At 38.5% G+C, this 14,011-nt stretch carries 17 protein-coding genes and 1 tRNA gene; 14 read left to right on the forward strand and 4 right to left on the reverse strand.

Features of this window, described 5'->3' with window-relative positions; translation table 11 throughout:
* Positions 1-55: 55 nt before the first annotated feature.
* The gene (dusB, locus tag ACFOSX_RS03250) at positions 56-1,048 is read left to right on the forward strand and encodes a tRNA dihydrouridine synthase DusB (RefSeq protein WP_386096970.1); all 993 of its coding nucleotides are present in this window, start codon (positions 56-58) and stop codon (positions 1,046-1,048) included.
* Here dusB and ACFOSX_RS03255 read toward each other — a convergent pair.
* Both ACFOSX_RS03255 and rbfA read right to left on the reverse strand, forming a co-directional pair.
* On the reverse strand, positions 1,045-2,247 hold the full coding sequence (locus ACFOSX_RS03255) for an ABC transporter permease (protein WP_386096972.1): 1,203 nt from the start codon (positions 2,245-2,247) through the stop codon (positions 1,045-1,047). The two genes, dusB and ACFOSX_RS03255, sit on opposite strands and share 4 nt — an antisense overlap.
* A 60-nt stretch (positions 2,248-2,307) precedes the next feature.
* Complete coding sequence (rbfA, locus tag ACFOSX_RS03260; RefSeq protein WP_386096974.1) at positions 2,308-2,700, reverse strand: 30S ribosome-binding factor RbfA; 393 nt, start codon at positions 2,698-2,700, stop codon at positions 2,308-2,310.
* A gap of 64 nt (positions 2,701-2,764) precedes the next feature.
* Here rbfA and mce point away from each other — a divergent pair, with 64 nt between their 5' ends.
* From mce to ACFOSX_RS03280, 4 genes are all read left to right on the forward strand, one after another.
* Entirely contained in the window at positions 2,765-3,190 is a 426-nt protein-coding gene (gene mce, locus ACFOSX_RS03265; RefSeq protein ID WP_386096976.1) for a methylmalonyl-CoA epimerase, read from the forward strand.
* Between the two features lie 152 nt (positions 3,191-3,342).
* Positions 3,343-3,416, forward strand: a tRNA-Ile gene (locus ACFOSX_RS03270).
* A 145-nt stretch (positions 3,417-3,561) separates the two neighbouring features.
* Positions 3,562-4,794, forward strand: a complete 1,233-nt coding sequence (dcm, locus tag ACFOSX_RS03275) for a DNA cytosine methyltransferase (RefSeq protein WP_386096978.1) — start codon at positions 3,562-3,564, stop codon at positions 4,792-4,794.
* Position 4,795: 1 nt separating this feature from the next.
* Positions 4,796-5,548: a hypothetical protein gene (locus tag ACFOSX_RS03280; RefSeq protein WP_386096980.1), complete on the forward strand. Its 753-nt coding sequence runs from the start codon at positions 4,796-4,798 to the stop codon at positions 5,546-5,548.
* Between the two features lie 4 nt (positions 5,549-5,552).
* Here the strand turns inward: ACFOSX_RS03280 and ACFOSX_RS03285 are convergent, their stop codons facing one another.
* Positions 5,553-6,071 (reverse strand): hypothetical protein, encoded by a 519-nt coding sequence (locus tag ACFOSX_RS03285; RefSeq protein WP_386096981.1) that lies wholly within the window; start codon positions 6,069-6,071, stop codon positions 5,553-5,555.
* A 385-nt stretch (positions 6,072-6,456) separates the two neighbouring features.
* On the opposite strand from ACFOSX_RS03285, the gene ACFOSX_RS03290 reads away from it, so the two are divergent.
* The gene (locus tag ACFOSX_RS03290) at positions 6,457-6,663 is read left to right on the forward strand and encodes a hypothetical protein (protein WP_386096984.1); all 207 of its coding nucleotides are present in this window, start codon (positions 6,457-6,459) and stop codon (positions 6,661-6,663) included.
* Here ACFOSX_RS03290 and ACFOSX_RS03295 read toward each other — a convergent pair.
* Positions 6,652-7,242: a riboflavin synthase gene (locus tag ACFOSX_RS03295; RefSeq protein WP_386096986.1), complete on the reverse strand. Its 591-nt coding sequence runs from the start codon at positions 7,240-7,242 to the stop codon at positions 6,652-6,654. The two genes, ACFOSX_RS03290 and ACFOSX_RS03295, sit on opposite strands and share 12 nt — an antisense overlap.
* A gap of 146 nt (positions 7,243-7,388) precedes the next feature.
* Here ACFOSX_RS03295 and pdxA point away from each other — a divergent pair, with 146 nt between their 5' ends.
* From pdxA to ACFOSX_RS03335, 8 genes are all read left to right on the forward strand, one after another.
* Complete coding sequence (pdxA, locus tag ACFOSX_RS03300; RefSeq protein WP_386096988.1) at positions 7,389-8,429, forward strand: 4-hydroxythreonine-4-phosphate dehydrogenase PdxA; 1,041 nt, start codon at positions 7,389-7,391, stop codon at positions 8,427-8,429.
* A gap of 89 nt (positions 8,430-8,518) precedes the next feature.
* The gene (locus tag ACFOSX_RS03305) at positions 8,519-9,058 is read left to right on the forward strand and encodes a YceD family protein (protein ID WP_386096990.1); all 540 of its coding nucleotides are present in this window, start codon (positions 8,519-8,521) and stop codon (positions 9,056-9,058) included.
* An 8-nt stretch (positions 9,059-9,066) separates the two neighbouring features.
* Positions 9,067-9,267 carry a 50S ribosomal protein L32 gene (gene rpmF / locus ACFOSX_RS03310; RefSeq protein ID WP_386096992.1) on the forward strand — a complete coding sequence of 67 codons (201 nt, stop codon included), beginning with the start codon at positions 9,067-9,069 and terminating at the stop codon, positions 9,265-9,267.
* A gap of 179 nt (positions 9,268-9,446) precedes the next feature.
* Entirely contained in the window at positions 9,447-10,451 is a 1,005-nt protein-coding gene (locus ACFOSX_RS03315; protein WP_386096994.1) for a beta-ketoacyl-ACP synthase III, read from the forward strand.
* 19 nt (positions 10,452-10,470) lie between these two features.
* Entirely contained in the window at positions 10,471-10,956 is a 486-nt protein-coding gene (gene accB, locus ACFOSX_RS03320; protein WP_386096996.1) for an acetyl-CoA carboxylase biotin carboxyl carrier protein, read from the forward strand.
* 84 nt (positions 10,957-11,040) lie between these two features.
* Positions 11,041-12,390, forward strand: a complete 1,350-nt coding sequence (gene accC, locus ACFOSX_RS03325; RefSeq protein WP_386096998.1) for an acetyl-CoA carboxylase biotin carboxylase subunit — start codon at positions 11,041-11,043, stop codon at positions 12,388-12,390.
* Between the two features lie 46 nt (positions 12,391-12,436).
* Positions 12,437-13,552, forward strand: coding sequence for an NAD(P)/FAD-dependent oxidoreductase (locus ACFOSX_RS03330; RefSeq protein ID WP_386096999.1), 1,116 nt, complete (start codon positions 12,437-12,439; stop codon positions 13,550-13,552).
* Positions 13,549-13,998 (forward strand): 3-oxoacyl-ACP synthase, encoded by a 450-nt coding sequence (locus ACFOSX_RS03335; protein WP_386097001.1) that lies wholly within the window; start codon positions 13,549-13,551, stop codon positions 13,996-13,998. Before ACFOSX_RS03330 ends, ACFOSX_RS03335 begins: the two co-directional genes overlap by 4 nt.
* Positions 13,999-14,011: the final 13 nt, after the last annotated feature.

The following is a 14,011-nucleotide window of genomic DNA, read 5'->3' on the forward strand; positions in this document are numbered from 1 at the left end:
TGAGATTAACTTTCAATTACCTAAAAAACCCTAATTTTGCACCAAATTTCAACACGTGGTTAAGATTGGCGACATAGAATTGGGGGACTTTCCACTGCTTTTGGCACCGATGGAGGATGTCAGTGACCCACCGTTTAGAGCCTTGTGCAAAGAACAGGGTGCGGATGTGGTGTACACGGAATTTGTCTCTAGTGAAGGCCTTATCCGTAATGCGGTCAAAAGCGTTATGAAGCTCGATATCTATGAGAAAGAGCGTCCTGTTGGTATTCAGATTTTTGGTGCCAATATGGAGAGCATGTTGCAGACCATTGATATTGTTGAAAAATCCAATCCAGATATCATCGACATTAACTTTGGTTGCCCTGTGAAAAAAGTAGTGAGCAAAGGTGCCGGCGCCGGAATCCTCAAAGACATTTGTCTTATGGAACAGCTCACAGCCGAAATGGTAAAGCGTACTAAGTTACCTGTAACCGTAAAAACCAGACTGGGCTGGGACCATGACTCTATAAAAATTGTTGAGGTAGCAGAGCGCTTACAGGATGTTGGCTGTAAAGCCATCGCCATCCACGGGAGAACACGAGCCCAAATGTACAAGGGTAATGCGGATTGGAAACCGATTGCAGAGGTTAAGAACAATCCGAGGATGCACATTCCTGTATTCGGGAATGGTGATGTCAATACACCAGAGCGTGCAGTAGAAATGCGCGATAGTTATGGACTTGATGGCGCGATGATTGGTAGAGCCACTATTGGAAATCCATGGTTTTTTAAACAAGTAAAGCATTTCTTTAAAACAGGTGAGCATTTAGAACCGATTTCCATGCCCGAACGTGTTGAAGCGGCGAGACGTCATTTAGAAATGTCCATTGCATGGAAGGGCGAACAACTCGGTGTTTTTGAAACCCGAAGACATTACACCAATTACTTTAAAGGCATTCCCAACTTTAAGGAATACCGCATGAAAATGGTCACAAGCGACGACTCCAAAGATGTATTTGCGGCTTTTGACGAGGTCTTGGAAAAGTTTGGGGATTACGCGTTCGCCTAGGTTTTGATCAAGTCTTTGGTAATTCGTTGGCTTGCAATTTTTGAAGCAATTATCCCCAGAAGAACAATGGTAAAAAGGACGATTATCAAATTAATAATTTCAATTTTCACAGGGTAGGCCAAAGAGGCCGTTAGCATAATCGGTTCAAACATTTGTTGTACCCAAACAATGAGCAAGCCCAATAACAACCCGACGATGCCGCTTAAAACAACCATTAGACTGCCTTGTAAGAAGAAAACCCGCTTAATAGATGTGGTTTCAGCCCCCAAGTTAAAGAGTGTATTTAGTGATGCTTTTTTATCTAAAATCATCATGATGATGGCGCCTATAACATTAAACAGCGCAATAATAATCACTAAGGTGAAGATGAGATAAATCGCTAAATTCTCTGTGTTCAACATTTTGAATAGCGCATCGTTCAATTGTTCTCTATTTTTTATGACGAATTTTCCACCAAAGGCCGTGTTGATTTGCTCTCTTATCTCTGATTCGTCAGCACCTGCGTTTAGTTTTAATTCTATGGCACTGAATTCATTAGTATCAAAACCGACCAATCGCCTTGCAAGGCTAATGTCTGAAAAGACATATTCGTTATTTAATTCTTCATTGATTTCAAACAGCCCTACATTGGTGACCACCGACGAATTATAAACGCTTTTTGCTGAGGTAATTTGCCCTTTTCCCGGTTTGGGAACATAGATCGTCAAAGGCGCCATAAAGTCAAAAACGCCAAAAGAGAGATCGTTGCTGATGCCCCAACCAGATACCACATCATTACTTCTGGGACGTATCCAATTTCCGCTAGTGACCATGGAATCGATATAAACGACAGACTGATAATTTTGGTCAACACCTTTTAAAGTAGCTAGTGTGTTTTTGTTTTCAGACCTAAGGACAACGCGTTCTTCGATGTTTTTTGAAAGGTTCGATATGCCTTCAATTTGAAGTAATTTCAAATTATCCGCATCCGTCCACATAAAGGATTTACCCTCTGAAGGCAATAGTTTTAAATCGGGATCCACAAAGCTTGAAAACTGAAGGCTAAAATCCTTCAAACCGGAAAAAACAGATAACACAATAAATAGTGCGGCGGATGCTACAATAACACCTCCAGAAGCAATCAGGGTCATAATATTTATGGCATTATTGCTACTTTTCGAAAAAAGATACCGCTTAGCGATGTAGAGTGAGATGTTCATGACTGCAATTCCGAAGTAAAAATAAGGATTTTAAACAGCCATGGAGACTTTAAAATGAGTTTAGGATTTTTTTCGCTTGTCCAGAAGGTCAGGATTTTCAAGCGGATTCTCTTCGCCCCTTAAGGAGCGCTCGATGTTGTCGATATACTCAAGGGAATCGTCGATAAAGAATTCGAGATTAGGCATACGACGCAATTGATGACGTGTGCGTTGAGCCAGTTCATGACGAATTAAAGGCGTGTTAGAGCGAATGCCATCTAACAAGGGTTTTGCTTCTTTATTCGGAAATATGGAAAGATACACCTTGGCGATAGATAAATCTACCGTGACATTAACCTTAGACACTGATATAATAACGCCACGCATACCACCATCTGTAGCGGAACGCTGTAATACATCCACCAAATCTTGCTGAAGGATGCCTGCTATTTTTTTCTGTCTATTACTTTCCATTTTGCAAAAGTAGGCCATATTTCACTATTATCTTACTTTTGATGAAGATTTTAGACCATTACTAATGAAAGAGAAACCATCACATTTAACCAAAATAGAGCACATTGGCATTGCCGTAAAAGATATTGAAGCGTCTAATGTCGTTTTTAAAGCGATGCTGGGCGAAGCACATTATAAAATTGAAGAGGTTGAAAGCGAAGGGGTAACCACATCGTTTTTTCAAAGTGGCCCTAATAAAATAGAGTTGTTGCAAGCGACTAGAGATGATAGTCCTATTGCGAAGTTTATTGAAAAACGCGGGGAAGGCATTCATCACATTGCCTTTGCGGTTAATGATATTGAAAGCGAAATAGAACGTCTTAAAAACGAAGGTTTTAAGATGATACATGATGTGCCCAAAAAAGGTGCTGATAATAAACTCATTGCCTTCTTGCATCCTAAGTCTAGCAACGGTGTTTTGGTGGAATTATGCCAAGACATAAGCGATTAAATGCTTGTGGAGTTTTAAAATAAATATTAATATTGCAGACTGTTTAATCACAAAAGGTACTGTGATTATACTGGTCCTATAGCTCATCCCGAAGCGTCGGGAGGTTAGAGCACCAGAAACTCTCGGTTTTTTTGAGAAGCACAGTAAATATTGGTCCTATAGCTCAGTTGGTTAGAGCACCTGACTCATAATCAGGTGGTCCATGGTTCGAGTCCATGTGGGACCACAAAGAGGAACTTCAAAAGAGTTCCTCTTTTTTTGTTTTAAGCCCTTTTGCGTATTGAAAACCTTGTGATAACATTTCCTATTTTATCACATCTTTTTTATTAGACTTTTTATCTTGCAGAGGCTAACCAGAGCAACCGAATTCTGTGCAAAACATAAACGATTTATTAGAACACGTAGACGATTTAAATTTGAATATTGAAAACATTCAAAAGGAGAATCTGCAACAGGCAATCTTTTCACACTACTTGCACAATCACAGTAATGGCGTGTCATTGGCATACAAAGATGGTGCGTTCAATTATGTTGAAGACTTATTACAGGATAAAAACAGGGACAGAGAGATTTCTGAAGAGATGGCCAAATCAACTCTAAGCCACATTCTAAAATCGTATAAATCTGAAGTACCTTTTCCAGCACCAAAAAAACCAACCTTCAAGTTTATAGATTTATTTGCCGGGATAGGAGGCTTCCGCTTGGCGCTTCAAAATCTAAAAGGCAAGTGCGTATATACCAGCGAGTGGAACACTAATGCGCAATATACCTACAAGGCCAATTTTGGGGAGATTCCGTTTGGAGATATTACGGAGAAAAAGGTAAAAGGGTTTATCCCAGAGAAATTTGATGTTTTGTGTGCCGGATTTCCTTGCCAGGCTTTTTCAATTGCTGGCTATCGTAAAGGGTTTTCGGATACGAGAGGCACACTTTTTTTTGATGTGGAGCAAATCATTGCCAAGCACAGGCCAAAGGTTGTATTTTTAGAAAATGTAAAGAATTTAGTGTCACATGACAAAGGAAATACCTTCAAGATTATTTTGGAGATTTTAGAGCAAAAACTAGGGTACAAAGTCTTTCATAAAGTGCTAAATTCCATGACGCATGCTAATGTACCTCAAAACAGAGAGCGAATATTTATTGTGGCTTTTGATCCTGATCAAGTGCCGAATTACAGTAGCTTCAAATTTCCTGAAAAGGTAAAATTAACCAAGACTATTCATGATTTCATCGACTATGAAAAACAGGAAGACCGCTACTATTATTCTAAAGATCACAAGTACTATCCGGAATTAGATAAAACCATGACCAATCCAGATACCATGTACCAATGGCGAAGGGTTTACGTGCGCGAAAACAAAAGTAATGTGTGTCCAACACTCACTGCAAATATGGGAACCGGTGGTCATAATGTGCCTTTGATTAGAGATACTTTCGGTATACGAAAACTTACCCCAAAAGAGTGTTTTGCTTTACAGGGATATCCAATGGATAGCTATGTGCTTCCTTCATTAGCAAATAGTAAATTGTATATGCAAGCGGGTAATTCTGTAACGACAACACTAATTCAACGCATTGGCAAAGAGATCTTAAACGTGTTGTAATTTGAAACCACTGACCTACAAAGCGCCAAACACTTATGTTATAAATAGCAAAAGAGCATTTTTGGGAAATGGGATTTTAAAGGCGTCGTCCATAAAAAATGCTTTTGAATTTGCTTATGAGATGACGTTCGGCAAGGGTCATCACCGCGATTATCGCAGTGGCGGGCAAAGCAAAAGACGACAGGGTGAATTGTTTAGCAATGTCTTTCAAGGGAAATTGGCAGAAGAAGCATTGTATCATTTTCTGATACCACAAGGCGTTACTATTTCCGAAATTGATTATCGTGTCATGGGAAAATCTGCTTGGGACGACAGTGATTTTGTAGTCAATAATAAATATATCAATGTGAAGTCCGCGGCGTTTTTTTCAAACTTATTACTGCTTGAAGAAAAGGATTGGAACAAAGAAGGGCAGTACATTCCAAATCTTGAAAACGGTTCAAAAGCCCAATACGACATTTTTGTTTTGATCCGTTTAAAACCGGACATCAAAGGTCTGTTACGCAGGGAGAAACTGATGTTTTCGGGCCGTATTGAGAAGGAAAAATTAAAACACTTTGTCAATGCTGAAATGTGGCACTATGATATCCCTGGTTTTATGACGCATTCAGACTTTGTGAACAATGTAATAGCAAAAAATCAAAGTCTGCCACAGAACGCCATGTTGAATGGTAAAATAAAAATGGACGCTTCAAATTATTATGTGCAGTGTGGTGAATTGAGGAAACTAGAAGAGCTGTATAAATTTCTGTAAGCGATCAGTCTTCTATCTGTTGCAAATGCTGAAACCCTACAAATTCCATCAACTCATCAGTGGAAGACGTCTCAACCAAAGTCTCTACCAAATGCTCATTTACAACAGTCTTGGGTGCGTAACCGCAGAGCAAAAATGTTAGGCTATCTTTTTGGATGATAAAATATATAGGATTATTAACCTCTTTGACTTTTACCATCGGTAATTGCCCAAACTCAAAGACGTTGATATCAATGCGCTGACCATCTACTTTAATGTAAGGCAAAAAATCCTTTAGATTGGCATTGTTGAAATCAAAAGGGCTTACCTTTAAATGTTTTTGAAGCGCCATAAGCCCGCCAATGTTTCTCATGGTTTTTTCAAAAAAAGCTTGACCTTCAAAGCGGTCGCGCAACTGATTTAAATTATCATGGCCCAAGTGTGATATGGCAGAATCCCTAATTAGGATTTCGTCATTTTTTGTAAATCGTATCTGTGGATAAGACCGCAACGACTCACCAAGGTGCCTTAAAAATAATTTCATTGAAAAGATTTACGCACAAATCTAACAATTAAAAGAAAATTATGGATTTTTGTTTTTTGGTGTGGAAACCAAACCATTATAAATTACGTTAGTTATATATATGGATGTTTATGATATGTTAATAGTTTTTTTATTAGGACTATAAAAACAGATTGTAATTCAATATTTTTGATGGGATTAATTTTAAAAGAAAATAACGGGATTTAAAAGAATAAAGAAAAAAGCTACATAATTACGCTATTAACACAATATTAGTGTATTTAAACGATAAAACCACACCTTTTAAAGATGCTTTTCATCGAGTTTATTTGGCTGGCATACTTTTTTTAATACTTTTACCGTTAATTATAATCATATAATGACAGTTGCCTCAATACTAGTTACTATGATCACCCTATTTCAGGGAGGCGGACCTTGTGGACCTACAGGCCCAAACCCTCCTTGTTGCAACAATAATCCACCTTGTGGTGGTGGACCGCCACCGCCGCCGGGTTTAGATATAGATATGTATGTTTATGTATTATTTGCGGTTGCTTTGGCTTACGGCTTTTTTACCTTTAAAAAGCTATCCAAAAGAGAATTAATGTCTTAAGTCGTTAAGACGTTTCACATATTTTCCAATAACATCAAATTCCAAGTTTACCTCCGAGCCTTCATTAAGTTGGTGAAATGTTGTGTGCTCATAAGTATATGGTATTATGGCGACTGAAAAGCTGTCTTTTTCAGAATTTACAACGGTTAAGCTTACGCCGTTAAGGGTTATCGAACCTTTTTCAATAGTGACGTTATTTAAAGAAGAGTCATACTCAAACGTAAAAACCCAGCTTCCATTTTCATCCTTAACAGAAACACATCGGCCTGTTTGGTCAACGTGACCTTGAACAATGTGACCATCGAGACGGTCACCCAATTTCATAGCGCGTTCCAAATTGACTTTATCGCCAACAGTCCAATGTTTTAGAGCGGTTTTATCTAGAGTTTCCTTAATTGCCGTTACGACATAGACATCATTTTCAATGGCTACAACAGTAAGGCAAACACCATTATGAGCTACGCTTTGGTCTATTTTTAATTCTGAAGTAATATTGCTTTTAACTGTAATATGAAGGTTGCTTTCTTCATTTTTAAGTTGAACAATTTCTCCTAAATCTTCAATAATACCCGTAAACATAGGTTCTCATTTTAATGGTTAAATTTGTGGGATAAATTTACGGACAAAAGCTTGCTTTAGATTAAGCGCCTGTAAATAATTTTTGATTTCATATGGATTTTTTTAGGCGTTCTATGTGACTCTCAAGAAAAATTAAAAAACAACTCATGAAAAACGAAGAGAAAATACGTGTAGGGATTTCAATAGGAGATCTCAATGGCATTGGTTCAGAAATTGTAATCAAAACCTTTGAGGATCCACGTATGCTAGAGCTTTGTACGCCAGTTATTTTTGCTTCTACAAGAGTCATGAATTTCTACCGTAAGCACTTTTCAAGTAAAATAAATTTCCACGAAGCCAAGTCTTTGGACAAAATTGCACACGGAAAAGTCAACGTTGTTAACGCATGGCAAGACAACGTGAAAATTGAATTTGGCACAGAAGACAAAACCATTGGTGAGTACTCCATTAAGTCTTTAGAGGCCGCTACCGATGCGCTTAAAAAAGAGTTTATTGACGTGTTGGTTACGGCACCGATTCACAAGCACAACATCCAGTCAGACACCTTTAAATTCCCTGGACATACCGATTATTTAGCACAACAGTTAGAAGGAAATAGCCTAATGTTTATGGTTACCGATACTTTGAAAGTGGGACTATTGACAGACCACGTGCCTGTAAAGGATGTGCCCAGCCATATTACCAAGGATTTAATAAAACAAAAGATTGAAACCGTTTCAAAATCCTTGAAGCAAGACTTCGCGGTTAGCAAACCCAAGATTGCAGTATTGGCTATTAATCCACATGCAGGAGACAATGGCGTAATCGGTAATGAAGACGATACTATTTTAAAACCAACACTAGAAGAACTTAATGGCAAAGGACAAATTGTTATGGGGCCGTATTCCGCAGATAGTTTCTTTGGCTCAAAAAATTACAAAAACTTTGATGCAGTTGTCGCGTCTTATCACGACCAAGGTTTAATTCCGTTTAAGACTATCGCGTTTGGGTCTGGTGTCAATTTTACTGCGGGACTGTCGCGAGTGAGAACTTCTCCCGACCATGGTACGGCCTTTGAAATTGCGGGAAAAGGTGAAGCAGACGCGAGTTCATTTCTACAAGCAGTATATATGGCAATTAAGATTTTTAGGAATCGTTCTGAGTATCTGCATTATTCAAAAAATCCGCTTCGGAAGGCATCAAAATAACGGAGTCGCATTTATCAACATTTTTTGTTCATATCTACTTTTAAATCAATTAAAAAGTTCTATATTTGCACGCTCAAAATATGTGTGGGATGAAAACAATGAAGGCATATACAATTCAATTTGTAGGGCTAAAGTTAGGAAAGCATAATTTTGATTATCAGATTGACAATTCGTTCTTTGACCATTTTGAATATGATGAATTTAATGCAGTAAATATTAATGTCAACCTTCTTTTACAAAAGAAAACGACACTGATGGAGTTGCATTTTAAGGCCAAAGGCACGGTAAACGTTAATTGTGATGTCACTAATGAGCCTTTTGACCAACCGATAGAAGACGCATTTTCATTGGTGGTTAAATTTGGAGAGGAATACAATGATGAGAATGAAGAGATTTTAATCATTCCTAATGGCGAATACGAAATCAATGTGGCTCAATATATATATGAGCTTATTGTTTTAGCCTTGCCGGCAAAGAAAATTCATCCAGGTATTGAAGACGGCACATTGCAGTCTGACATCCTTGAAAAATTGGAAGAACTAAGTCCGAGTGCGTCGGATGATAAGAATAAAGAAGAAGATATAGACCCTCGTTGGGATAAATTAAAAAACCTATTAACGGATAAATAACATTTAAGATGGCACATCCAAAGCGTAAAATATCAAAAACAAGAAGAGACAAGAGAAGAACGCATTACAAAGCAACTGTTCCTCAAATAGCAACTTGCCCAACAACTGGTGAGCCACACTTGTACCATAGAGCACACTGGCACGAAGGGAAGTTATACTACAGAGGTCAGGTTTTAATCGACAATTCTTCTGAAGAAAACGTAGCATAAGTATTATGCACGCATACAATAAAACGCTCAGCTTTGAGCGTTTTTTTTGTTTAAATCCATCAAATCAGGCAATTTCTACTTAATTTCGCATAATTATTTGCCGAAAAATGCACGAAAACATACAAAACATATTGATTTTGAATGGTTTTCGATATTTTTAATCCATATAAAAGCTAATAATGAGTAAAATCACAGCGGCAATTACAGCTGTAGGCGGTTATGTTCCGGAGTATGTTCTTTCGAACAAAATCCTAGAAACTATGGTTGATACCAATGATGAATGGATTACCACAAGAACCGGAATTAAGGAACGCCGTATTCTCAAAGAACCAGGAGAGGGCACTTCATTTTTAGCTATCAAAGCAGCCGAAGATTTAATTGCCAAACGCGGTATTGACCCAAAAGACATTGAGCTAGTTATTGTTGCTACGGCGACGCCAGATATGAAGGCAGCCTCCACAGCAGCCTATACAGCAACTAAAATTGGAGCGGTCAATGCGTTTTCTTACGATTTAGAAGCAGCTTGTTCTAGCTTTCTTTTTGGGATGTCAACAGCCTCAGCTTTTATAGAGTCTGGTAAATATAAAAATGTTCTTTTAATCGGAGCTGATAAAAACTCGTCTTTTATCAATTATAAAGACAGAGCAACTTGTATTATTTTCGGTGATGGCGCCGGTGCCGTTTTGTTTGAACCTAATAAAGATGGCTTAGGTCTTCAAGATGAAATATTACGAAGTAACGGTGATGGACGTGAGTTTTTACAAGCAACCTACGGAGGATCTTCAAACCCAATAACGGCGGACACCTTTGAAGAAGGTTCGCATTACGTTTTTCAAGACGGAAAAACGGTTTTCAAGAATGCCGTTTTCAATATGGCCGATGTCTCTGAACGTATTTTAAAACGAAACAATCTAACAAACGAAGATATTTCTTGGCTAGTAGCACACCAAGCTAACAAACGTATTATTGATGCGACGGCTAACCGCATCAATTTGCATGAAGATAAAGTGATGATGAATATTGAAAAATATGGCAATACCACATCAGCAACTTTACCCTTATTGCTTAATGATTATGAATCTCAGCTTAAAAAAGGAGATAAGTTAATCTTTGCCGCTTTTGGAGGCGGGTTTACATGGGGTTCTATTTATTTTAAGTGGGCTTATGACGGCTCAAACAACTAACTAAAAACTTTTGAAAATTATGGATATTAAAGAAATTCAAAACTTAATAAAATTTGTGGCCAAGTCTGGCGCGAGTGAAGTTAAGTTAGAAATGGATGACGTTAAAATTACCATTAAAACGGGTTCTGATAACGAAACCACTATCTTACAGCAGATGCCAATGGCACAACAGCCAATGATGCAAGCACCAGCACCTGCAGCTCCGGCTGCGCCAGCTCCAGCAGCGCCTCAAGCTACAGAACCAGCGGCTGATGAAAATTCAAAATATATAACTATTAAGTCACCAATCATCGGTACTTTCTATCGTAAGCCGTCTCCAGACAAACCCGTTTTTGTTGAGGTTGGTTCAGAAATTAAAGAAGGTGATGTGCTTTGTGTTATTGAAGCCATGAAGTTATTCAACGAAATAGAATCTGAAGTCTCAGGAAAAATCGTTAAGGTTTTAGTCGACGATTCATCTCCAGTTGAGTTTGACCAGCCACTTTTCTTAGTTGACCCATCGTAATGTAAATCCCAATTTTCAATTTCCAAATTCCAACCAGATTAATTTTGGAATTTAGTTGTTGAATATTGAAAATTTGAAGAATTTATGTTTAAAAAAATATTAGTTGCCAATCGTGGTGAGATTGCTCTTAGAGTCATCAGAACCTGCAAAGAAATGGGCATAAAAACCGTAGCAGTATACTCTACTGCAGATGCGGATAGCTTACACGTAAAGTTTGCTGATGAAGCGGTTTGCATAGGACCTGCTCCGAGTAGTGAATCGTATTTAAAAGTGGCCAATATCATTGCCGCAGCAGAAATAACGAATGCAGATGCTATTCATCCAGGCTATGGTTTCCTATCGGAGAACGCTAAGTTTTCTAAAATCTGTGAAGAACACGATATTAAATTTATCGGCGCTTCTCCTGAGATGATCGATAAAATGGGAGATAAGGCCAATGCCAAAGCGACCATGAAAGCGGCTGGAGTACCATGTGTGCCAGGTAGCGATGGCGTTATTACTGATTTTAAGCAGTGCGAGAAAGTGGCCAAAGAAACGGGTTACCCAGTGATGCTTAAAGCCTCTGCCGGTGGTGGTGGAAAAGGTATGCGTGCTGTATGGAAACCTGAAAACCTAAAAGATGCATGGGATTCTGCCAGACAAGAATCTAAAGCAGCTTTCGGCAATGACGACATGTACATGGAAAAACTGATTGAAGAACCGCGCCATATTGAAATTCAAGTGGTTGGTGATTCTTCAGGAAAAGCTTGTCATTTATCTGAGCGTGACTGTTCCGTACAACGCCGTCACCAAAAATTAACTGAGGAAGTACCTTCTCCGTTTATGACGGATGAGCTTCGTGATAAAATGGGTAAAGCGGCCGTAAAAGCAGCAGAATACATCAATTACGAAGGCGCAGGAACCGTAGAATTCTTGGTGGACAAACATCGAAATTTTTATTTTATGGAGATGAATACACGTATACAGGTTGAGCACCCAATTACTGAACAGGTGATTGATTTCGATTTGATTCGTGAGCAAATCCTAGTTGCTGCAGGCGTTAAGATTTCAGGTAAAAATTATACCCCAAACCTAAATTCTATTGAGTGTAGAATCAACGCTGAAGACCCCTATAATGATTTTAGACCTTCACCAGGAAAAATCACCGTATTGCATGCACCAGGCGGACACGGTGTGCGTTTAGACACGCATGTTTATGCAGGATACAGTATTCCACCAAATTATGATTCTATGATTGCCAAGTTGATTACAACAGCGCAAACCAGGGAAGAGGCTATAAATAAAATGAAGCGTGCCTTGGATGAATTCGTGATAGAAGGTATCAAAACCACAATTCCATTCCACAGACAATTGATGGACCATCCGGATTATGTGTCTGGAAACTACACCACCAAGTTTATGGAAGATTTTAAAATGGAAAAACCACAAGATTAGTTATATAAAGACCGTTTCAATTGAAACGGTCTTTTTAATTTGTAGCATGAATTTATCCTACTGGGAACAGAAAAGCTATATCTCCAATATCGATTTTACCATTGTTGGTAGTGGCATTGTTGGGCTGAACTGCGCACTTCAGCTTAAGACAAAATACCCCAAAGCAAAAATCCTGATTTTGGAACGCGGTATTTTACCACAAGGTGCAAGTACCAAGAACGCAGGTTTTGCTTGCTTTGGAAGTGTTAGCGAAATTTTGTCCGATTTAGAATCACATTCTGAAACAGAAGTGCTACAATTGGTAAAGCAACGTATTGATGGCCTAAATCTATTACGAAACACTTTAGGTGATACTCAAATGAACTTTCAAAACCACGGCGGTTTTGAGTTGTTTAAAAGCTCTGATGCTGAATTATACCAAAAGTGTCTAAATAAATACGAAGACATCAATAAACTGCTAAACCCCATTTTTAAAGCTGATGTTTTTAGTCTTCAGGATAATCCATTTGGTTTTCAGAATATAAAACCTAAGGTGCTATTTAATCAGTTTGAAGGTCAAATAGATACGGGAAAAATGATGCAGGCCTTAGTAAATTTGGTTCAGTCTAAAGGCATACAGATTTTGAATAACATAGCGCTTGAATCTTATTCCGAAGATCAAAATTCAGTCAAACTGAAAACAAACCATTTCGAATTTACAACCCGAAAACTTTTTATTGCAACCAACGGTTTCGCTTCAAAACTAATTGACGAAAATGTAAAACCAGCTAGGGCACAAGTGCTGATTACCAAACCAATTAAAAACCTAAAAGTCAAGGGAACGTTTCATTTGGACGAAGGCTATTATTACTTCCGGAATATCGATGATAGAATTCTCCTCGGTGGTGGTAGAAACCTAGATTTTAAGGGCGAAGAGACGATGGTTATGTCACAAACGGAAGAAATTCAGAATGCTTTGGAGGCCTTGCTTAATAAAACAATTTTACCAAACACAAATATTGAAATAGACCAACGTTGGTCAGGCATTATGGGTGTTGGCGCACAGAAAAAACCAGTGATTAAAGCCCTGAGCGAGAAGGTGTTTTGTGGTGTTAGATTGGGCGGTATGGGCATAGCGATTGGCAGTAGTGTCGGGCAATCTTTGGCAAATTTGGTTGAATGACAGTAAAGGAAAAATTATATCAGTTATGTGTAGAGGCTTTGGAGATGCGTCTAAAAACCATCAAATCCAAAGTAGAGGATATTCAGCAAAGTCTTACATCGGAAACAAAAAGTACCGCTGGCGATAAGCATGAAACCGGTAGAGCCATGCTTCAATTAGAGCGCGAAAAAGCCGGTCAACAATTGAGCGAACTCCAGAAATTGCAAAACACCCTCTCTCGCATAAACCCAAAATCAACACATGAGATTGTGGCTTTGGGAACCATTGTTCAAACTACTAATGCGTATTACTTTATATCCATCAGTGTTGGAGAACTATCTTGCGACGGACAATTGGTTTACGCCATCTCTGCAAACACGCCAATGGCTAAGGTTCTCTTTGGTAAATGTGTCGGAGACACTGTAACGTTTAGAAATGACACTTTTGAAATCATAAGCCTCCATTAATAACCTCAATTCC

The organism is Winogradskyella maritima (assembly GCF_042650215.1).
In the GTDB taxonomy this organism is placed as follows: Bacteria; Bacteroidota; Bacteroidia; order Flavobacteriales; family Flavobacteriaceae; genus Winogradskyella; species Winogradskyella maritima.